A 20,114-nucleotide genomic window follows, 5' to 3' on the forward strand; every position below is an offset into this window, starting at 1 on the left:
CTCAGCCCTGGCGCGCCTTGTAGCGCGGAGCGGTCTTGTTGATGATGTAGATGCGTCCCTTGCGGCGAACCAGCCGGTTGTCGCGGTGACGCGCCTTGAGCGCCTTGAGCGAATTCTTGATCTTCATGGTCTTGCCTGTTCGGTCTGGGCCCGATCCCGGGCCGAATTTTAAAGGCGCGCCCGGAAAAAAGCGCGCCTTTGAAGTTGCGTGGCTCATAAACGAAGAGCCTTGCCCATGTCAACCGCAAGCAAGCAGATGGCATGCAGCAAATGCGCGGTCCATCAAATATTCGCCCATCCGGCCGGCGCGGCATTGCGCGACTCAAGGGGCGCTGGAATGGTGCCGCGACGCGAAGCGATCTGGAGGTCACAATGCGCAGTCTCTTTCTGTCTGTCTGCCTGGCAGCACTGGCGACGGCTTCGGCAGCGTGGGCGCAGGAATGCGATCCCAACGACGACAGCCAGTCGATGATGACAATCTGCGCCGGCGTCGACTACCAGACCGCGGATGCCAAGCTCAACCAGACCTATCAGGATCTTGTGCGCCGCAACGACCAGAAGACCAACCAGTTGCTGCAGACGGCACAGCGTGCCTGGATCACGTTCCGCGACGCCGAATGCACCTACTCGACCGCGGCGAGCGTAGGCGGCTCCATCCATCCGATGGAGGTCTCGCAATGCCTTACGGCGCTGACCAATGAGCGGACCAAGCAGCTCACGTCAGGCTCCAATTGCCAGGAGAGCGACCAGAGTTGCGCCAGCCCGGACGATGGTGACAACTAGGTTGCAGCAGCCTAGAGCTTACTCCACGCCGTTTCGGACAGAAGACCGCTTAACGCCTTTCCTGCGATTGCTCAGCTTCGCCGGCTGATGCGCGTGAAATGGCCCATCTTGCGGCCAGGACGCGACTCGACCTTGCCGTAGAGGTGCAGCATCAAGTCAGGTTCGGCGAGCAGGGCCGGCACCTTCAGCATGTCGTCGCCGATCAGGTTTTCCATCACGCAGTCGGAATGCCGGTCGGGCGAGCCCAGCGGCAGGCCGGCGACGGCGCGGATATGCTGCTCGAACTGCGAGATGACACAGGCGGCTTCCGTCCAGTGGCCGGAATTGTGAACGCGCGGCGCCAGTTCGTTGGCGAGCAGCGAGCCGTCGGCCAGGACGAAGAACTCGACGCCGATGACGCCGACATAGTCGAGCGCCGAGAGGATTCTTGACGCCGCATCCTTGGCCGCAGCCGCTGTCGTCGGACCAATTGCCGCCGGAAGCGTCGAGGTGCGCAGGATGCCTTCGCGGTGGACGTTTTCGGCCGGATCGTATGCGGCGACGGAGCCATCCGGCCCGCGCGCGGCAATGACCGAGATCTCGCGTTCGAAGGCGACCAGCGATTCGAGGATCAGCGGCACATTGCCCATCGCCTCGCATGTGCCGGCGAAGCCGCCCGCCTCCATGTTGCGGAAGACGCGCTGGCCCTTGCCGTCATAGCCCATGCGACGCGTCTTTAGCACGCCGCTGCCATCAAACGCCTTCAGCGCCGCTGTCAGCTGGTCGTCATTGTCAACCGGACAGAACCGTGCTGTCGGAATGCCGATGCCGTTCAGGAAATTCTTCTCGGTCACGCGGTCCTGAGCGACTTCGAGCGCCCGCGCGGGCGGACAAACGGGAACGCGCGCAACGAGCATTTCCGCGGCTCCGACGGGAACGTTCTCGAATTCATAGGTGACGACATCGGAAGCGGTGGCGAGTTCTTCGAGGGCGGCCGTGTCGTCATAGGCAGCAACAATCTGCCGGTTGGCGACCTGCGCCGCCGGGCAATCGGCCTGAGGCTCGAGCACGATGGTGCGGAAGCCGAGGCGTGCTGCGGCGACCGCCAGCATGCGGCCGAGCTGGCCGCCGCCGATGATGCCGATGGTCGATCCGGGCGCCAGGCTCACTGCGTGTCCGCCGGCTCGATGGCGACTTTTGCCGTCTGCGCTGCGCGCCAGGTATCGAGCCGGGCGGCGAGCTTGTCGTCGCTGAGGGCAAGCACGGCGGCCGCCAGAAGCGCTGCGTTGGCCGCGCCCGCCTTGCCGATCGCCAGCGTACCGACCGGAATGCCGGCCGGCATCTGCACGATGGACAGCAGCGAATCCTGTCCGGACAGCGCCTTGGATTCCACTGGAACGCCGAAGACGGGTAGCGGCGTCATCGCCGCCGTCATGCCGGGCAAATGCGCGGCGCCGCCGGCGCCGGCAATGATCACCTTGAAGCCGGCGGCCTTGGCGCCCTTGGCGAATTCATAAAGGCGGTCGGGAGTGCGGTGGGCAGAGACGATCAGCCGCCTGTGCGGAATGCCCAGCGCCTCCAGCGTTTCGGCCGCCTGGCGCATCGTCGCCCAGTCGGACTGGCTGCCCATGATGATGGCGACGTCGGCACGCTGATCGGTCAAGGGTTCGCTCTCCGGCGGCAAAGGCGCGCCTTACCGGAATTCGCGCATAGCCGCAAGGATTGTCGCGGCTTACGTGCGCCGATGGAGGCAGCCTAGTCCGGCCAGCGCAGCGCGCCCGACGAATCCTTGCGCGCCACCTTCATCGCATCGGACGGCCGGTCCTTGGCCGTCAGCATGGCGCGCAGTTGCCCGGCCACTATCTCGGCCTCGCCCGGATGCAGGTTGCACGGGTCGAGGAAGAAATGACCGCGCTCGACCTCGTGGTTGCGCACGATGATGGGTGGCGAGGCAGCGGCCAGCGCCGAGGCGAGGCCGGCGGCGGTGAAGCGGCTTTCCGGGCGCACAAAAATCTGCAGGCGGTCGAGCGGATTGTTGGTCGGATCGGGGATGATCTGAGCGCCGATGCCGGGAATGCCTTGCAGCGCGTCCTTCCACAGATTGAGCGCCGCTTCCTCGCGTCGTCGGATACCGGCATGGTCGCGTTTCTCCCAGGCATCGAGCGCCGCCATCGTGCCGGCGACGCTTTCCTTGCCGACCTTCATGGCCCGCGCCACGCCCCGGTTCTGCAGATAGGCGGCGCGGACAAGGTCCTTGCGACCGGTGACGATGCCGCTGGTCGGGCCGCTCAGGAACTTGTGGCCGCTATAAACGACGATGTCGGCGCCGCGGGCGAGGAAGCTGCGCAGGTCGTATTCCGAAGCCGCATCGACGATCACCGGAATATTCTTGGCGTGACAAATCTCGCAGAACTCCTCCAGCGAAAGCATGCCGTATTGCACGGTATGATGGGCAACGACGTAGAGCGCGGCCGCCGTGCGCTCGTTGATCGCCTCGCGGACATGATAATCCTGGGTGACGCTGACGGTGCCTGCCGGGATCACCCTGGCGCCGGCGACGCGGATCGACTGGTCGATCGGCGCGCCGTAATTGACGATATGGCCGAGCTGGATGACGACTTCCGACTTCAGCCCTTCAGTGTCGTCGGGCAGGCGTTCGATCGCCAAAAGGTTGGTGCCGGTCATCGCGCCGGCCACCGCCATGGTGATGCCCGAGGCGCAACAGGCGGTAATGAAGCCTGCCTCGCCGCCGGTGAGGCGGGCAATGACAGCGCTCGCGGCGCGCTGCAGATCGTCCATCTCCACCCATTGCGAGGCGATCTCGGCCATGGCGCTGATCGCCTCAGGAACGATGATCGAGGCGCCCAGCGTCGTCATCGTGCCGGAGACGTTGATGATAGGGCGAAGGCCCAGCCTCTCGCGGATCGTGGAGTTGGAGCCGGTGTCGGAATAGGTTTTCATGGCAAGCAGATCCCGTTGATGTCAGGCCGCGATCTCGACGACCGCTTCGATTTCGACAGTGATGTTTCCAGGCAGCGAGCCGACGCCGATGGCCGAGCGCGCGTGGCCGCCGATCTTGTCGAAGACATCGGCGAAGAGATCGGAGCAGCCATTGACCACCTTGGGATGGTCGCCGAAGGTCGGCGTGGCGTTGACGAAGCCGAGCAGCTTCACCACGCGCACGATACGGCCGAGGTCGCCGGCCGCCGCATGCATGACGGCGAGCAGGTTGAGGCCGGTGAGGCGGGCGTGTTCATAGGCCTGCGCGACGGTCACATCCTCGCCGACCTTGCCGGTGCAGAGCGTGCCGTCGGCACGCAACGGCCCCTGGCCGGAGAGAAAGATCAGCCGGCCGCTCTCGGCATGGGTTACGAAATTGGCGATGGGCGTCGGCGGCTCGGGCAGCGTCAGGCCGAGTTCGGCGAGCCGGGTGTAAGGCGTCATAGGGAATGCTCCTTGGCGGCTTTTCGCCGCCCGATGTCAGAAATGCGAGGCGCGGAAGCGCGCCAGGAAGGTTCGAAGGCGCTCGTTGGTCGTCTCCGCGGCGAGCACATCCTTCGGCGGCCCGACCGCCGAAACGCCGCCATCGGCCATGAAGACGATGCGGCTGGAGGCATCCCGGGCGAAGGCCATCTCGTGGGTCACCATCACCATCGTCATGCCGTCTTCCGCCAGGCTGCGCACAACCGCCAGCACTTCGCCGACGAGTTCGGGATCGAGCGCCGAGGTGATCTCGTCGAGCAGCAGGATCTTCGGCTCCATGGCGACCGCGCGGGCGATGCCGACGCGCTGCTGCTGGCCGCCGGAGAGCTCCGCCGGGAGGCTGTCGGCCTTGTGGGCAAGACCGACGCGGCCGAGCCAATGCTCGGCGATCGAGCGGGCTTCCGCCTTGCTCTTGCCCCGCACCTTGGTGAGGCCGAGCATGATGTTGCCGGCCGCCGTCAGATGCGGGAAGAGGTTGAAGCTTTGGAACACCATGCCGGTCTCGGCGCGCATGGCAGCGAGGTCGCGCTCGCTGCGCTTCTGGCGCGCCCCGCCATCGCGGAAGCCGACCTCCTTGCCGTCGATGCGGATCGAGCCGCTGTCGTAGCTTTCGAGGAAATTGACGCAGCGCAGCAACGTGGTCTTGCCGCTGCCCGAGGGGCCGATGATGGTTACCACCTCGCCCTTTGAGACCGTGAGACTGACGGAGCGCAACACCTCGACGGCGCCGAAGGATTTCGAGACTTCGGCGATATCGAGAAGCGCTGGGCTGTTGCTGGAACCTGTGGCCATGACGTCAGTCCCGGATGAAGGCGAAGCGGCGCTCCAAACGCCGGCTGGCGTATGAGAGCGCGTAGTTGACGGCGAAGTAGATCAGGGCGCCGAGGATATAGAGCGGCATCGCCTCATAGGTGCGGCCGATGACCTGGTTGATTGCCTGCATCAGGTCGGTGATGCCGAGCAGCGAGACCAGCGCGCTGCCCTTCACCGCGTCGGTGACGCCGTTGATCCATGGCGGCAGGAAGCGGCGGAAGGCCTGCGGGAAGATGACGTAGGCGAGCCGCTGGCGGAAGGTGAGGCCGATCGCCATCGCCGCCTCCGACTGACCCTTAGGTATCGAGGCGACCGCGCCCCTCAGATATTCGACGACCTGCGCCGTCTTGAAGAGGGTGAGCGCCAGCACGGCTGCCCAGAATGAAGGCAGATGCAGCCCAACGGCCGGCAGGCCGTAGTAGACGAAGAATATCAACACCAGGATCGGGATGCCGCGGATGGTGTCGCTGAAGATGCGCACGGCCCAGCGCAGCGGCGCCGGCCCATAGACGAGCCCGACGCCGAGGATGACGCCGGCGACCAGCGACAGCGCGACGACGAGGAGCGACACCCAGAGCGTCAGCGCGAAGCCTTTGGCGAGGAAGGGCAAGGCATAGGCGATCTGGCTCAGCATCAGCGCGCCGTCCTGTACCAGCGCTCGACCAGCCGCAGCGCGAAGAGAAGGGCATAGCCCGTCACCAGATACATCGCCGTCACCACGAGATAGACCTCGACGATGCGGAAGGTGTTGAAATTGATCCACTGCGCGCCATAGGTCAGCTCGGGCACCGAGATGACCGAAGCGACCGAAGTGTCCTTGAACAGCGAGATGAAGGTGTTGGAGAGCGCCGGCAGCGTGATGCGCATCATCGTCGGCAGGCGCACATGCAACAGCCGCTGCCACGGCGTCAGGCCGATCGCCTTGCCGGCATCGATCTGGCCGCGCGGGACGGCCTCCAGGCCGGAGCGGAACACCTCGACCAGATACGCGCCGCTATAAAGCGCAAGCGTCGCCACGAACGAGGTCTGGGCGCTGTAGGCGAGGTCGACGACGGTCGGCAAGCCGTAGAAAACCAGATAGACGAGCAGGATCAGCGGCACGTTGCGGATGAATTCGACGTAAGCCGCGATGATGGAGCGGACGACGCGTCCGGCCGAGACGTACCACACCGCCAGCACCAGCCCGATGACGATGCCGATGGCGATCGAGATCACGGCAAGCTCCAAGCTGAGCAGAAGCCCGCCCGAGAGCTTGTCGAAATGCCGCCAGATCAGGTTGAAATTGAGCGTATAGCCCATGCGTCCGTCTCGATTGAGAAACAGGCGGAAGGGTGTTTCCGACACCCTTCCGCCGCTTTGTCAGATGATCGGGAAGCCCGGGTGGCGGGGCGGCGGCTCCTGGCCGAAATATTCCTTGAAGGCGGCGTCATAGAGCGCCGTCTCGTGGCCGAACATGGCGATAGTGAAGGTCTGGTCGACGAAGGTCAGCCAGTCGAGATCGCCTTGCCGCACCGCTGCGCCATAGAGCATCGAATACCAGCTCTTGCCGGCATCGAAATACTTGTCCGGGTTGCGCGAGGCGAGCCAGCGCACGGTGGAGAGATCGACGGCGGCGGCGTCGACGCGCTTGGATTCCAGCGCCTGCAGCACATTGGCCTGGGTGTCGATCTGCATGACCTGCGCTTGCGGCAGCGCGTAGTGGACCGAGCTTTCGGCATCGACATTCTGCAGGATGGAGACGCGCGTGGCGGAGCCACCGGCCAAGAGCTTGTCGAAGGTCTTGTTCTCGGCTGTCGGCAGCGTCAGCAAAGCGACGCCCTCGACATAGTAAGGCCTGGAGAAGTGGATCAACTGCGAGCGCTGCGCGCTCATGGTCATGAACTGAATGGTGATGTCGACCTTGTTGGTGGTGACGTTAGGGATGCGCTGGGCCGGATCCTGCATGACGAATTCGACCTTGGTCGGGTCGTCGAAAAGACCTTTTGCGAGAATGCGCCCCATGGTGATGTCCATGCCGACCAGCTCGCCGGCATCGTTCTCGAAGTGCCATGGCGCATTCGTGCTGCCGGTGCCGACGATCAGCTTGCCGCGATCGAGCACGGTGCGCAGCACGCTGTCGGAGGCGGCCTGCGCGGCTGCCTTCTCCGAGCTGACCGCGGCCAGCGCGCCGGCGGTAGCCAGCCCCGCCATTCCCATTTTCAGAAAATCACGTCTTCCGGATGTGTCGTTCACGGCGACCTCCTTTCGCGGTTGTTCCCCTTGGTGCAGCGATACGTGCGCCATTGATTAGTAGCTATTGTCTCTTACAAGAGACGCATGTATCCTGTACAAGACATACTAACATCAGGAATCGACAATGCAAGATAGTGAAGTGTCGGCCGCTTGGCCTGGGGGCGGCGCGGCCGAGGAGAGACCGGCGAACTCACGTGAGAAGGGCCTCAACCGGGTTCTTCACATCCTGGAGTTCCTGCACGCCACGCAGCGCGCGGTCGGGATCGGCGAGCTGGCGAAGGGGGTGAACGCACCGCGTTCGACGACCTACACGCTGGTGCGCGAGCTGGTCGAAGCCGGGCTGCTGGAGATGGCTGGCGACGGCAATCGCGTCTATTTCGGCAAGAAGCTTTACCTCTATGGAATGGCCTATATGCGCGGCAACGACCTCTTGCGGCGCGGGCGGCAGGAGGTCGACACGCTGTCGCGGGAGACGGGTGAGACGTCGGAACTCTGCATGCTGCAGAGCGGTCGCTACACCATCGTCCATTCCAGCCCGGGCACGAGGCCGTTCCGCATCAGCTCCGCGACCGGCCTGCAGATACCGCTGCCCTGGACAGCCTCCGGCAGGCTGCTGCTCGCCGGCTTCGAGCGGGGCCGGATCGAAGCCATGATTTCCGATGATGATCTGGTCTTGCCGGACGGTCGCAGGCTCGAGCTCGGGGATTTCATCGACGACATCGCGCGTGCCCGGGTCACCGGCTATTGCGTGACTTCGGGCCTTGTCGATGCTTACACCAAGTGCCTGGCCGCACCCGTCTTTTCGGCGCCCGGCAATGTCGAGGCGACGATGTGCCTGGTGGTTCCGATCGACACATCCGAGGAGCGGACCGGCGAGCTGCTCGCGCTGCTGCGCGAACGCGCCGCCAGGCTTTCGATCTCCTGAACGCGGCCCAGGCCGGACAGGTCAGGCGATGATGTCGGGAATGATGCGGTCTTCCAGCGCCATCAGCCTGTCCTTGAGGAGAAGCTTCTTCTTCTTCATGCGCTGGATCTGAAGCGGGTCACATCCGGTGGCGATCATCGCATTGATGGCGGCGTCGAAATCGGCGTGTTCCTGTTTCAGCCGGGAGTATTCTAGGCGTATCTCAGCCTGTTCCTGTTCGGACATTATCTACCGTCTGCGTATGCGTCGCCCGAGGATGGGCCGATGGGCGGGGCCGGTTGGGTTTGTGCCGGCGCGCAGCCCTTATCACATTTCACATTGCCGTGGAATGCTACCACGGGGCATTCGACATCGAGATCGGATGGTGGCAAACTGTCATCGTGCCGTCACAGTCGTGAGCCTGCGGTGGACGCGCCCGCGGCGGCTGCAATCGAGGAAACCATGAAAGGGAGAACCAATCATGTCTCTTGCGTCCCATCTTGATGAGCTGCAACGGAAGCACGGCGACATCGAGCGCGAAATCACCGACGCGATGAACCATCCTTCGGTGGACGACCTCGAAATCGCGTGCCTCAAGCGGCGCAAGTTGGCAATCAAGGACGAGATTGAAAAGCTGAAGGGAAAACCGACAGCACACTGAAGCTTTTCTAGATCACATCACCGTACCCGCCGCGGTGCACCCCTCCGGTGGCAAAAATGCCACCGGCACGGTGTTTTACGCTGAGATCACCGAGCCGTTCGGACGTGTATCCGGCAAGCTGGCCTAGGTCTGGCCGCCGATGCCGAGCCACCGAATTGCGGCCGACGGCTGTCACTTGCCATTGACAAGCCATCTTTGGTCCGCCACCTCATGCCCGGAACCTCAGATGAAGGCGGCCGGCATGACCGGATATTTTTCTTCTCCTTTCCCGCGCAGAACATCTGTCGGCGTTTCCGTCGGCGGGGTGATCGTCGGCGGTGGCGCGCCCGTCGTCGTGCAGTCGATGACCAACACCGACACGGCCGATGTCGACCAGACGGTCGCTCAGGTTGCCGCGCTGCACCGGGCCGGTTCGGAGATCGTGCGCATCACCGTCGACCGCGACGAGAGCGCCGCCGCGGTGCCGCGCATCCATGAAAGGCTGTTGCGGCTCGGCATCGACGTGCCGCTTGTCGGCGACTTCCACTATATCGGCCACAAGCTGCTTGCCGACCATCCGGCCTGCGCCGAGGCGCTGGCGAAGTACCGCATCAATCCCGGCAATGTCGGCTTCAAGGACAAGAAGGACCGGCAGTTCGCGGCGATCGTCGAAATGGCGATCAGGCACGACAAGCCAGTGCGCATCGGCGTCAACTGGGGCTCGCTCGACCAGGAGCTCCTGACCCGGCTGATGGACGAGAACCAGAGCAGGGGCTCGCCGCTCACCGCACAAGAGGTTACCCGCGAGGCGATCGTGCAGTCGGCGATCCTGTCGGCCGAAATGGCGGAAGAGATCGGGCTAGGCCGCGACAAGATAATCCTGTCGGCCAAGGTCAGCGGCGTGCAGGATCTCATCGCCGTCTATACCGCGCTTGCCACGCGCTCCAACCATGCGCTGCATCTCGGCCTCACCGAAGCCGGCATGGGCACCAAAGGCATCGTCGCCTCTTCGGCGGCGATGGGCATCCTTCTGCAGCAGGGCATAGGCGACACGATCCGCATCTCGCTAACGCCGGAGCCGAATGGCGACCGCACACGCGAGGTGCAGGTGTCGCAGGAATTGCTGCAGACGATGGGCTTCCGCCAATTCGTGCCGATCGTCGCCGCCTGTCCCGGCTGCGGCCGCACGACCTCCACCGTGTTCCAGGAACTTGCGCAGAGCATCCAGGCCGACATCCGCAAGAACATGCCGGTGTGGCGCGAGAAATATCCTGGCGTCGAGAACCTCAAGGTCGCGGTGATGGGCTGCATCGTCAACGGGCCCGGTGAGTCCAAGCATGCCGACATCGGCATTTCGCTGCCCGGCACCGGCGAGACGCCGACGGCACCGGTCTTCATCGACGGCAAGAAGGCGGCGACGCTGCGCGGTCCGTCGATCGCGCAGGATTTCGAGAAGATGGTCGGCGACTATATCGAGCAGCGGTACGGGCACGGCAAAGCCGCGGCCGAGTAGGCCAATGCGGCGCTTGTCCGGGGTGGCGCTCATCCTGACTTGCACACTGGTTTCGGCCGGCCAGGCATTTGCCGATCCGCCACAGTCCCGCTCCGCGGCAAAACAGCTGATCAGCCGTGTCTGCGACCTGATCGAGACCGAGGCCGACAAGAACGGCCTGCCCAAGGATTTCTTCGCAAGGCTGATCTGGAAGGAAAGCCGCTTCGATCCCAACGCGGTCAGCCCGGTCGGCGCCGAAGGCATCGCCCAGTTCATGCCGGGCACGGCCAAGTTGCGCGGGCTCGCCGATCCGTTCGACATCGAGCAGGCGATCCCGGCCTCGGCGAAATATCTCGCCGAGATGAAGGTCGGTTACGGCAATCTCGGCCTCGCCGCTGCCGCCTACAATGCCGGCGAGAACCGGGTGTCGCGCTGGCTCTCCTCCGGCGGCTTCCTGCCGATGGAGACCGAAAGCTATGTGTTCGACATCATGGGCGAGCCGGTCGACAAGTTCTCGGACACGTCGTATGCCGGAACCGTCCAGCCGCTCGATGCCAAGACGAGCTTCGCGGTCGCTTGCCGCAAGTTGCCGGTAATCATGTCACAGACCGTCGCCATGGCCTCGATCAACGTCAAGCCGTGGGGCATACAGGTGGCCGGCAATTTCCGCCGCTCGGCGGCTATCAACCAGTGGCTGAGGGTGCGGAGCCGGTTCCCGGCGCTGCTTGCCAGCCATGACCCTGTGGTCAGCCGGGTGCGCACGCCGATCGGCCGGCGCGGCATCTATGCGGTCAGGATCGGCGCCGACTCGCGGGCGGAGGCCGACGGCATCTGCGGCAAGCTGCAAGGTGTCGGCGGCGCTTGCGTGGTTTTGCGCAATCGATAGCCCGGCGCGCCGTAGAGACCATGAACGCAAGGATCCGAGGTGAGCCGTAGAATGTTCGATGCATACATTATCTGCGGCACGCCGCGAACCGGAAGCACCCTGCTGTGCAAGCTGCTAGCGTCGACCGGCAGAACCGGCGATCCTCACTCCTTCTATCGACGACAGAACGTGTCGGAGTGGGCGGAGGAATGGAACCTGCCCGATCGCGAGACGATGAGCGAGCTGGAGTTCCATGCCGCCTATCTCAAAGCTGCGATCGCCGCGGGGAAGGGTGGCACCGGCATCTTCGGCCTGCGCCTGATGAGAGAAAACCTTGGGGAGCTTTCTGCTATCCTTGACCAGATTTTCCCGGGGCTTGCATCGGACAGGGCGCGCTTCGAAAAGGCCTTTGGCCGTGTTCTCTACATCCATCTTTCTCGCGAGGACAAACTTGCGCAGGCGGTCTCGCTCATCAAGGCCGAGCAGACCGGCCTTTGGCATGTCGCCCCCGATGGGACCGAGATCGAAAGATTGGGACCGCCGAAGGAACCTCAGTACGATTTCGAGCGCATCGGCCGAGAGCTGGCCAGGCTCGACGCCTATGATGCCGCGTGGAACACGTGGTTCGCGGAGCAAGGCATTGCTCCGTTGCGGATCGGCTATGAGCGCCTCTCAAGCGATCCCGCCACGATGCTGGTGTCCATCTGCGAGACCTTGGGTGTTCAGCCACCGGACGTCAGGGATGTCAGACCGGGCGTGGCGAAGCTCGCCGACGAGACGAGCCTCGAATGGATGTATCGCCACAATGCGGATGCGCGGTCTGATCAGGGCGACTTTCGGTTCAAGCCGTCTTTGCCGCGACCGTCTCGCTGAGCCAGGTGCCGATCTTGGCGCCGAGGCGGTCGGGCGACACCGGCTTCGGCAGATAGTCGTCCATGCCGGCCTCGACGCATTTTTCGCGATCGCCCTTCAGCGCATGCGCGGTGACGCCGATGATCGGCGTGTGGCCGCCGTTCTGCTGCTCGATGGCACGGATGGCGCGCGTCGCTTCGTACCCGTTCATCTCAGGCATCGAGACGTCCATGAGCACGAGCCTGGGCCGCAGCGAGCGATACATCTCGACCGCGGTGCGGCCATTGCCAGCGATGCGGTGGCTGAGACCGAGGCCATTGAGGATCTGGCCGAAGACCAGTTGGTTCACGTCATTGTCCTCGGCAATCAGGATATCGATCGGCCCGCTTGGGGGCGCTGACGATTCAGGGGCGGCGGTCACGGGAGGCGCCGGGCCGCGAATAACGGTGAAGGCGGGCGTTGTCGGCTGGGCAATGACGGGCTCGCGCACGAAATGCGTCTTGCCGATCTGGGTGCGGGCCCGCTGAATGGCGGAGATGACCGTTCCGAGTAGCACCGCCGAGCGTGCCGGCTTGGTCAGATGCGCGACGATGCCGAAATCGATCACCATTTTGCCGAAATCGACCTGGTCGACCGAGGTCAGCAGGACGACCGGAATGGACGCCAGACGGCTGTCGGCCGCAATCGCCTTGGCGACATCGGCGCCGTTCATGCCGGGCATCTGGTAGTCGAGGATAATGCAGTCGACCGAGGCGCCGAGCTGGCACGCGCGGTCGAGGAAGGCGAGACCGACGGCCCCGCTTTCGGCGGCGGCGCAGTCGAAGCTCCAGCTCCTCAACTGCTCCAGCAGGATCTCGCGATTGACCGGATTGTCGTCGATGACCAGCACCCGGGCGCCGGTGACGTCGACCGGCACCAGCTCGTCACGGGTGTCCTGCCTGTGTGCCGGAAGTGGCACGGCGAACCAGAAGACGGAGCCGCGCCCGATCTCGCTCTCCACGCCGATCTTGCCGCCCATAAGGTCGACAAGACGGGCCGAGATGGCGAGGCCGAGACCGGTGCCTTCATGGCGGCGGGTCGAGGAACTGTCGACCTGGGCGAATTTCTCGAACACGCTTTGCAGCTTCTCGGCGGGAATGCCGATGCCGGTGTCCTCGACGCGGACCTTGAGCTGCACGGTCGTGCCGACCATATCGCCGCCGACATCGATCAGCACATGGCCTTTCTCGGTGAATTTCACGGCGTTGCCGAGCAGATTGGTGACGATCTGCCGGAAGCGGCCGGCATCGCCGACCACGAAGGCTGGCAGGCGCGGGTCGACGCGCACGATAAGCTCGAGGTTTTTCTCGGCCACGCGCGCCGACACCAATGTCGCCACGTCCTCGACCGCTTCCGCCAGGCGGAAGGGCGCGGGGTCGAGCGTCAGCTGGCCGGCATTGATCTTCGAGAAATCGAGGATGTCGTTGATGATGGTGAGCAGCGCGTTGCCGGATTTGACGATCACGTCCGTAAAGGTCTTCTGGCGCGGGGTCAGCTCGGTCTTGGCGAGAAGCTCGGCCATGCCCAGAACACCGTTCATCGGCGTACGGATCTCATGGCTCATGTTGGCGAGGAATTCCGACTTGGCGCGGTCGGCGGCCTCGGCCTTGAACAACGACGCGGCCGTCTCGGCAAAGGCGCGGCGGATAGCGTTCTCCATCGGCCGGAAAATCCAGATACCGGCAACGGCGAGCACGGCGATCAGCAGGCCGCTCGCCCACAGGAGCAGCCGGTCGCTGGAAGTATCGGCGATATGCCGTTCCTCATCGAGCGCGGTGCGCACGCGCACCAGCATCGGCTGCGCGAAGAGATCGTTCTGGTTGCGGATCTCGCGGTAGCTCCACTCGTCGACCTTCTGGGCCACAGACATCAGGTTGAAATTGCGCACCATGTCGCGCGCCGACCAGAACAGGTCGCCGTTCACCGAAGCGGAATCGATCGCGTTGAAAGTGTCCTTCGACAGCCGCGGCCTGATGGCGTCCAGCTGCGCGTTCAGCGTGTCGATCTCGCTCATCAGGCGTTCGGAATGGCCGCGAGCAGCGGCAGTCAGAGCATCACGCGTTTCGGCCCGCCAGGCGGTGCCCGTCGTTTCGGCGAAGTTGGTGGCATTGCGCAGGTCGCGGGCGAAGATGACGAAATTGCCGCTGAGGGCATCGACCTCGTGGCGGAAGGAATTTACGCGGTTGAGCGCGAACATGATGGCGGCAGAGGCCAGCGCGAAGATCAGCAGCCCAGAAATATAGCGAATCCGGATCGACCGGATAAAAGAGGAATATTCCGGCATGCGCTACCCCCAACACATACGCATAATTTTAACGGTCGGGATTACGCTTCATTTACATTAAGATTTCGTTGGTGGGGCGGCAAAGGATGCTGACCGCGCGGTCCGTGGAGGACCTGCGTCGATTCTACGGCAAGGCTATCGATTGGACCGAAGTGATCTGAAGCCAGTTGCAGCTGGCGCGACGAGGCTTTTGAGGAGCCGCGCCAGTTTATTCATGCGCTCAGCCAGATGCGTTCGGCGACCCGATGGTCGCTGAGCAGGAAGTTGGGATTGGGGACGAAGCCCTTGACCTCCTGGCGCGCCGCGTCGATCCAACTGGCAAAGGCCGGGATGATGGTCGGGCAGTCGTCATGGATCATCTGCTGGAGTTCGAAATAGACCTCGCGGCGCTTTGCCGGATCGGCGAACGAGCGTGACTCCGCGAGTTTTCGGTCGAAGCTGTCGTTCTTCCAATGCGTCTCGTTCCATGGCGCGTCTGACGCATAGACGGAGGAGAACATCATGCTGGCCGATGGCCGCCCGGCCCAGAAGGAGGCGACCCAGGATTTCTTCAACCACACGTCGCTCCAGTAGCCGTCGTCGGGCTCGCGCCTGACGGCGATGGTGATGCCCGCGGACTTGGCGGATTGCGCGAAGAGTTCGGCGGTGTTGACCGCCTGCTCGAAGGCCGCCGGCGCCGCATGCAGTTCGAGCGTGAGATCGCTCTTTCCTGCCTTCTTCAGGTGAAAGCGGGCCTTGTCCGGGTCAAAGCTGCGTTGTGCGATGTTGGGATTGAAACTCGGATCGCTGGCGGCGATCGGATGGTCGTTGCCGACGCGGCCGTAGCCGGCCATCAGGAGCTTGACCATCTGCTCGCGGTCGATGGCATGCTTCAGCGCCAGGACGATGTCAGGATCTTTGAACGGCTCCTTGGTGGCGTCCATCGGCAGCGAGAAATGCTGCTTGCCTTCCGTGACAACCAGATAGGTTCGGGGATCCTTCTTGAGCAGCGGCGCGATCTTGTAGTCGATGCCGTTGATGATGTGGACCGAGCCACCCTGAAGCGCCGAAATGCGCGCCGTGGCATCGTTGACCACCAGCGTCTCGACCGCGTCGACGTGGCCGCGATCGCTGCGCCAATAGGCCTCGTTGCGCGTGGCCGTCGCGCGCACGCCCGGTTGAAAGGCGGTGAGCTTGAACGGACCGGTGCCAACCGCTTTTGGCCAGTCGCTGAAACCGGCCGGAACCATGGCGAAGTGCAAATCCGACAGCACGTAATCCATGTCGGGATTGGGCGATTTGAGCAGGATCTCGACCTGCGTCGGCGAGGCCGCGCGCACTTCGGCAATGTCAGCGACCAGCCCCTTGGCCTTCGACTTCGTCTTGTCGCCGATATGCAGGCCGAGCGAGTATTTGACGTCCTCGGCGTCAAACGCCTTGCCGTTATGGAATTGCACGCCGGACCTGAGATTGAGGATCCAGCGTTTGTTGCCGTCGCTGGCTTCCCAGTTCGCCGCCAGCTCAGGTGCCGGTTTGCCGTCGTCGCCGATCTCGACCAGCGTGTTGTAGACCTGCCGCGAAACATTGATGGAAAACGTTCCGATCAGCTGGGTCGGGTCGAGGGTGTCGGCGGAGCTGCCGCCATTGAGACCAAGGCGCAGCGTGCCGCCCTTGCGCGGCGTCTCGGCGAAGCCGCCACGCGGAAACGCGGCCATGGCGATTGTCGTGGCGGCGGCCGTCTGAAGGAAGCGGCGACGGTTCATGCCGCCATGGATCAAGGACGTGATTGTATTGTTCATGTCATCCCCCTTTGGTTTCAGTAGGCGCCGAGCACTTCGTTAGGTATCAGCGGCCGCGGCGGCAGCCGCTTATCGAGAACCGAGTTCAGCATGCGCGCCTGGTCGCGGAACTCGTTCTCTGCAAACAGATTCCAGTGTTCCCAGGGATCGTCGCGAAGGTCGAAGAGCTCGCCCCAGGCCGGGTGGATGGGATAACGGGTGAACCGCCAATCCTTCGAGATGATCGATTGGTTGTAAAGCTGAGCATCGCGGCGCGGATGGTATTCGGCGAAGAGGAAGTCGCGCACATCGGCCACCTGTCCGTCAATCAGCGGCTTGAGATCGATGCCGTCCGTAGCCGGCGCCGGAAGGCCGAGCAGCGACGCGATCGTCGCGAACAGGTCGACATGGCTGGTGAGCGCATCGAGGCCTATGCCGGCGCGGATGCCCGGGCCGCAAAGCACCAATGGCACCTGCAGCAATTGGCGGTAGGGTGGCGGCCCCTTGCGCAGCAGCCCGTGGTCGCCGAGCAGTTCGCCGTGATCGGCTGTGAACAGCACATAGGTGTCGTCCAGCATGCCGGCGTTCGCCAGCGCCTCAAGCAGCCGCCCGACGGCGTCGTCGATCATCTGCACCATGCCATGCGTATAGGCGATCGCGGTGGCCAGCGTTTCTGCCGAAATGTCGTCGGTGCGAAGCAGGAAGCCCTGCTCGCGCGGCTGCTCGCCACTGGCGGTGTAAGGCGCCTTCATCGGATCGTCGCCTTGGCCGAGATAGGCCGGCATGCGCTCCAACTCGCCTGTCCGCATGGTCGGCCTTGGCATCCGCTCCGGCCGGAACATGTCGCAGTAGGGCCGGGGAGGGGCGAAGGGGTGATGAGGGTCCGGGAACGAAACGAACAGCCCGAACGGCTTCGATTGTTTGCCCTGATGCTCTATGACGGCGATAGCGCGGTCGGCGATCCAGTTGGTGTAGTGCAGCCCGCGTGGCACCGCGCTCTTCCAGACCTCATTCAAATCTCGTGCTCGACCGTCGGGACTTGCTTCGGGCTCATAGAGGCTCACCACTTCCGGGTGGTTTCGCTTGAGCCACGCGGCATAGTGGCCGGCGCGCGTGGATTCGTTGGCTTCGCCCATGACGAGGTCGACGGCATCGAAGCCGAAATAGGGGCCACGCCAGTCCTCGCTGCCGGGCCTTTCCCAGTAGGCCAGCGATTCCGGCATGTCGCGCTCGGCCGGCGCGAGAAGCGGCTGAAAGTGGAGTTTGCCCACTCCCCTCGTCGCATAGCCCGATCGTGACAGCGCCTGCCAGAGGTTGGGCAGCCGATCGTCGAGCGCCACCCCGTTGCGCCACAGGCCGTGATGGCGCGGATAAAGACCCGTCGCCATGGTCGCACGGCTCGGCGAGCAGATCTGGTTGGGCGTGAAATGCCGGTGGAAGGTCGCGCCGCGCGCGGCGATGCGGTCGATGTTGCTGGTATGGGCGACGCGATTGCCGGTGACCGACAGCGCGTCATAGCGCATTTGATCGGCGCAAATGAAGATGAGGTTGGGTCGCTTCACGACGGCTCTGCCCGTTTCTGCCAAGGCTACAGCTACGGCTCGAACCACTGCGGAATCAAAGATCAAGATTTTCGTCTGGTATGTGCTAATCCTATACCGGGAGTGAGAGATGCGTTTTTCGGGGCTCAGCGTCCGGCAATTGGAGGCCTTCGAGGCAACGATGGTTGCCGGCTCCGTATCTGGCGCGGCGGCTTCGCTCAACGTCTCGCAGCCAAGCGTCAGCCGGCTGCTGCAGGAACTGGAGATCGACACCGGCCTCAGCCTGTTTGATCGTTCGCACGGCCGACTGGTTCCGACCGAGCAGGGACTGCTTTTCTACGGTGAGGTCAGCAAGACTTTCCACGGCGCGCGCCATCTCATCACCGCGGCGCAGGAGATCAGAGAGCTGAAGCGCGGCCTGGTTCGCATAGGCACGCTGGCGGCGATGTCGTTCCGCATCGTGCCGGAAGCGATCCGGCAGCTTCGAACGCGCTTTCCGGAAGCCAGGACCACCATCGCGGTGCGCAGCTCGACGGAAATCGTGTCTTCGGTCGCCGCGCGTCTTACCGATGTCGGTGTGGTGGACGCCGACGTCTCGTTTCTCGATGCCAAATGCGTCGCCACCTTCGAGCGCAACAGCGTCTGTGTCATGGACAAGGATCATCCGCTCGCAGATCGCGAGCGGGTCCGTATGGAGGATTTTTCACGCCATCCGTTCGTATCGCTGGGGGAACTCTATTTCCGGCGCAGCCGTGATGGCGTCAAGCTGCTCGAAGCGACCGCGGCCAACACGGTCGCCGATATCTTCCAGTCGTTCCTGGCTTGCGCGCTGGTCAGGGGCAGTTCCTCGCTCGCCGTCGTCGATCCGTTCACGGCGAACGTGTATTCCGAGTTCGGATTGGCGCTGAAGGAAATTGAGTTCGATATCCCGTTCCGCACTTCGATCATCGTCAATGACAGGTCGGCCACGGGGGCGGCTGCCGGCAACGTCATCGAAGCCATGGTCGACCTGATTGCCCAAGACTAGATAGAGGATCCCGCCGCACGCATCGTCGGGATTTACGATGGACGAAGGCTTTTGGCCCGGGAGCAGGCAATTCAAAAAAGGCCTTGCCGCGCTGTCAGCTCTTGCGTGTCGCGACAAACGTCGCGGCGGCCTTCAGCAGCGCCGCATGTTCATCATAGGGTTCGAGCAGGGCATGCGCCTGGTCGATAAGTCCGTGAAGCTGCTCGCGCGCCCAGTCCGGCCCGTGCAGCGCGGCAAGCGTCGCCTTGCCGGCGGCAGCGTCCTTGTTCGTCGCCTTGCCCATCTGCTTGGCGTCGGCCGTAAGGTCAAGCAGGTCGTCGGCGAGCTGGAATGCAAGACCGATCGCCGAGCCGAATTCGGCCAGCCGCTCGCGGTCGGCGGGAGAGGCGCCGGCGACGATTGCGCCGGCCTCGCAGGCGAAGCGGATCAGCGCGCCGGTCTTCATCGCCTGCAGCCTGATGATGCCGGCTTCATCGGGCCGCTGGCGCTCGGCTTCAAGGTCGAGCGTCTGGCCACCGACCATGCCGCCGGCGCCCGCCGCACGGGCGAGTGCCAGCACGAGGGCGGCGCGGCGCTCAGCCGGCAGCGCCGTTGCCTCGTCGGCGACAATATCGAAGGCGAGCGTCAGCAGCGCGTCGCCGGCGAGGATGGCGGTGGCTTCATCGAAAGCCTTATGCACGGTTGGCTGGCCGCGGCGCAGGTCGTCGTCGTCCATCGCGGGCAGGTCGTCATGGATCAGCGAATAGCAGTGCACGCATTCGAGCGCCGCCGCGACGCGGAGCGCAGCCTCGCCATCGGCAGAAAAGAGCGCAGCGCTTTCCAGGACCAGAAACGGGCGCAGCCGCTTGCCGCCGTTCAGCACGCCGTGGCGCATGGCAGCCATCAGGCGTTCCGGTCGCGCGATTTCGCCAGTCAGCGGGCGCGCGTCGAGGATTTGCCGCAGCAGCACCTCCACCGCAGCGGCGCGCGCGAAAAGCGCGGATTCGAAGGCCATCTGGTCGTCTTTCATCATCGCCGGACGGGTAGCCGACACTCAGACATTGCGCAAGAAGCCTTGCGCCTTTATGCCGGTTGGGCGAGTGGCATGGGTGGGGCGGCTTGACGGAACCGATCGTCGATCATGAAACCGAAGGGCTGGACATGGCGCGACCTCGGCGCCTGAATCGCGCCAGTCTCAAGCGCCTCGGCCGGCGCTGCCTGCTCGCGGCGATCTTGCTGGCGGCGATCCCGGCCGTGCTCACCTTCCTCTATCTGCCTTCATTCGTGCATCCCGTCTCGACGCTGATGCTGAAGGACCTCGTCACCTTTTCCGGCTACGACCGGCGCTGGGTGTCGATCGACGACGTGGCGCCGGTGCTGGCGCATTCGGTGATCATGTCCGAGGACGGGCAGTTCTGCTTCCATCGCGGCGTCGATCTCGGCG

General features: G+C 64.0%; 21 protein-coding genes and 1 pseudogene. 8 read left to right on the top strand and 14 right to left on the bottom strand.

Annotated elements, in window-relative coordinates; genetic code table 11:
* Position 1 precedes the first annotated feature (1 nt).
* Positions 2-127, bottom strand: coding sequence for a type B 50S ribosomal protein L36 (ykgO, locus tag Q0L57_RS21135; RefSeq protein ID WP_040974291.1), 126 nt, complete (start codon positions 125-127; stop codon positions 2-4).
* A 245-nt stretch (positions 128-372) separates the two neighbouring features.
* Between ykgO and Q0L57_RS21140 the strand changes: the two genes are divergently transcribed.
* Complete coding sequence (locus Q0L57_RS21140; protein ID WP_296744982.1) at positions 373-783, top strand: lysozyme inhibitor LprI family protein; 411 nt, start codon at positions 373-375, stop codon at positions 781-783.
* 71 nt (positions 784-854) lie between these two features.
* Here the strand turns inward: Q0L57_RS21140 and Q0L57_RS21145 are convergent, their stop codons facing one another.
* From Q0L57_RS21145 to Q0L57_RS21180, 8 genes are all read right to left on the bottom strand, one after another.
* Complete coding sequence (locus tag Q0L57_RS21145; protein ID WP_296744983.1) at positions 855-1,931, bottom strand: 5-(carboxyamino)imidazole ribonucleotide synthase; 1,077 nt, start codon at positions 1,929-1,931, stop codon at positions 855-857.
* Positions 1,928-2,425 carry a 5-(carboxyamino)imidazole ribonucleotide mutase gene (gene purE, locus Q0L57_RS21150; RefSeq protein WP_296744984.1) on the bottom strand — a complete coding sequence of 166 codons (498 nt, stop codon included), beginning with the start codon at positions 2,423-2,425 and terminating at the stop codon, positions 1,928-1,930. Before purE ends, Q0L57_RS21145 begins: the two co-directional genes overlap by 4 nt.
* Before the next feature lie 92 nt (positions 2,426-2,517).
* Positions 2,518-3,723: an aminotransferase class V-fold PLP-dependent enzyme gene (locus tag Q0L57_RS21155; RefSeq protein ID WP_296744985.1), complete on the bottom strand. Its 1,206-nt coding sequence runs from the start codon at positions 3,721-3,723 to the stop codon at positions 2,518-2,520.
* Between the two features lie 21 nt (positions 3,724-3,744).
* A complete protein-coding gene (locus Q0L57_RS21160; protein WP_296744986.1) occupies positions 3,745-4,206 on the bottom strand; it encodes a RidA family protein in 462 nt (153 codons plus the stop codon).
* A gap of 36 nt (positions 4,207-4,242) precedes the next feature.
* Positions 4,243-5,037 carry an amino acid ABC transporter ATP-binding protein gene (locus Q0L57_RS21165; RefSeq protein ID WP_296744987.1) on the bottom strand — a complete coding sequence of 265 codons (795 nt, stop codon included), beginning with the start codon at positions 5,035-5,037 and terminating at the stop codon, positions 4,243-4,245.
* 4 nt (positions 5,038-5,041) lie between these two features.
* Positions 5,042-5,692, bottom strand: a complete 651-nt coding sequence (locus tag Q0L57_RS21170) for an amino acid ABC transporter permease (protein WP_296744988.1) — start codon at positions 5,690-5,692, stop codon at positions 5,042-5,044.
* A complete protein-coding gene (locus Q0L57_RS21175; protein WP_296744989.1) occupies positions 5,692-6,357 on the bottom strand; it encodes an amino acid ABC transporter permease in 666 nt (221 codons plus the stop codon). Before Q0L57_RS21175 ends, Q0L57_RS21170 begins: the two co-directional genes overlap by 1 nt.
* A gap of 60 nt (positions 6,358-6,417) precedes the next feature.
* A complete protein-coding gene (locus Q0L57_RS21180) occupies positions 6,418-7,248 on the bottom strand; it encodes a transporter substrate-binding domain-containing protein (protein ID WP_296745000.1) in 831 nt (276 codons plus the stop codon).
* 166 nt (positions 7,249-7,414) lie between these two features.
* On the opposite strand from Q0L57_RS21180, the gene Q0L57_RS21185 reads away from it, so the two are divergent.
* Entirely contained in the window at positions 7,415-8,215 is an 801-nt protein-coding gene (locus Q0L57_RS21185; protein ID WP_296744990.1) for an IclR family transcriptional regulator, read from the top strand.
* A 21-nt stretch (positions 8,216-8,236) separates the two neighbouring features.
* On the opposite strand, the gene Q0L57_RS21190 is transcribed toward Q0L57_RS21185, so the two are convergent.
* The gene (locus tag Q0L57_RS21190; RefSeq protein WP_296744991.1) at positions 8,237-8,440 is read right to left on the bottom strand and encodes a YdcH family protein; all 204 of its coding nucleotides are present in this window, start codon (positions 8,438-8,440) and stop codon (positions 8,237-8,239) included.
* Between the two features lie 235 nt (positions 8,441-8,675).
* Between Q0L57_RS21190 and Q0L57_RS21195 the strand changes: the two genes are divergently transcribed.
* The 4 genes from Q0L57_RS21195 to Q0L57_RS21210 all read left to right on the top strand — a co-directional run bounded on the left by Q0L57_RS21195 (position 8,676) and on the right by Q0L57_RS21210 (position 12,064).
* The gene (locus Q0L57_RS21195) at positions 8,676-8,855 is read left to right on the top strand and encodes a YdcH family protein (protein WP_296744992.1); all 180 of its coding nucleotides are present in this window, start codon (positions 8,676-8,678) and stop codon (positions 8,853-8,855) included.
* Positions 8,856-9,096: 241 nt separating this feature from the next.
* Positions 9,097-10,347, top strand: coding sequence for a flavodoxin-dependent (E)-4-hydroxy-3-methylbut-2-enyl-diphosphate synthase (ispG, locus tag Q0L57_RS21200; protein ID WP_296744993.1), 1,251 nt, complete (start codon positions 9,097-9,099; stop codon positions 10,345-10,347).
* Between the two features lie 4 nt (positions 10,348-10,351).
* Positions 10,352-11,212 (top strand): lytic transglycosylase domain-containing protein, encoded by an 861-nt coding sequence (locus Q0L57_RS21205; RefSeq protein WP_296744994.1) that lies wholly within the window; start codon positions 10,352-10,354, stop codon positions 11,210-11,212.
* 51 nt (positions 11,213-11,263) lie between these two features.
* A complete protein-coding gene (locus tag Q0L57_RS21210; protein WP_296744995.1) occupies positions 11,264-12,064 on the top strand; it encodes a Stf0 family sulfotransferase in 801 nt (266 codons plus the stop codon).
* Here the strand turns inward: Q0L57_RS21210 and Q0L57_RS21215 are convergent.
* The 3 genes from Q0L57_RS21215 to Q0L57_RS21225 form a co-directional block, all read right to left on the bottom strand.
* Entirely contained in the window at positions 12,033-14,366 is a 2,334-nt protein-coding gene (locus tag Q0L57_RS21215) for a response regulator (protein ID WP_296744996.1), read from the bottom strand. The two genes, Q0L57_RS21210 and Q0L57_RS21215, sit on opposite strands and share 32 nt — an antisense overlap.
* A gap of 212 nt (positions 14,367-14,578) precedes the next feature.
* Entirely contained in the window at positions 14,579-16,144 is a 1,566-nt protein-coding gene (locus Q0L57_RS21220; RefSeq protein WP_296744997.1) for an ABC transporter substrate-binding protein, read from the bottom strand.
* Between the two features lie 17 nt (positions 16,145-16,161).
* Complete coding sequence (locus tag Q0L57_RS21225; protein ID WP_296744998.1) at positions 16,162-17,685, bottom strand: sulfatase-like hydrolase/transferase; 1,524 nt, start codon at positions 17,683-17,685, stop codon at positions 16,162-16,164.
* Positions 17,686-17,794: 109 nt separating this feature from the next.
* On the opposite strand from Q0L57_RS21225, the gene Q0L57_RS21230 reads away from it, so the two are divergent.
* The gene (locus tag Q0L57_RS21230; RefSeq protein WP_296744999.1) at positions 17,795-18,691 is read left to right on the top strand and encodes a LysR substrate-binding domain-containing protein; all 897 of its coding nucleotides are present in this window, start codon (positions 17,795-17,797) and stop codon (positions 18,689-18,691) included.
* A 94-nt stretch (positions 18,692-18,785) separates the two neighbouring features.
* On the opposite strand, the gene Q0L57_RS21235 is transcribed toward Q0L57_RS21230, so the two are convergent.
* Positions 18,786-19,703, bottom strand: coding sequence for a polyprenyl synthetase family protein (locus Q0L57_RS21235; protein WP_296745001.1), 918 nt, complete (start codon positions 19,701-19,703; stop codon positions 18,786-18,788).
* Positions 19,704-19,831: 128 nt separating this feature from the next.
* On the opposite strand from Q0L57_RS21235, the pseudogene Q0L57_RS21240 reads away from it, so the two are divergent.
* Positions 19,832-20,114: pseudogene (locus Q0L57_RS21240) on the top strand (transglycosylase domain-containing protein); the annotation flags it as partial.

It is taken from the genome of Mesorhizobium sp. (genome assembly GCF_024509055.1).
Taxonomy (GTDB): domain Bacteria; phylum Pseudomonadota; class Alphaproteobacteria; order Rhizobiales; family Rhizobiaceae; genus Mesorhizobium.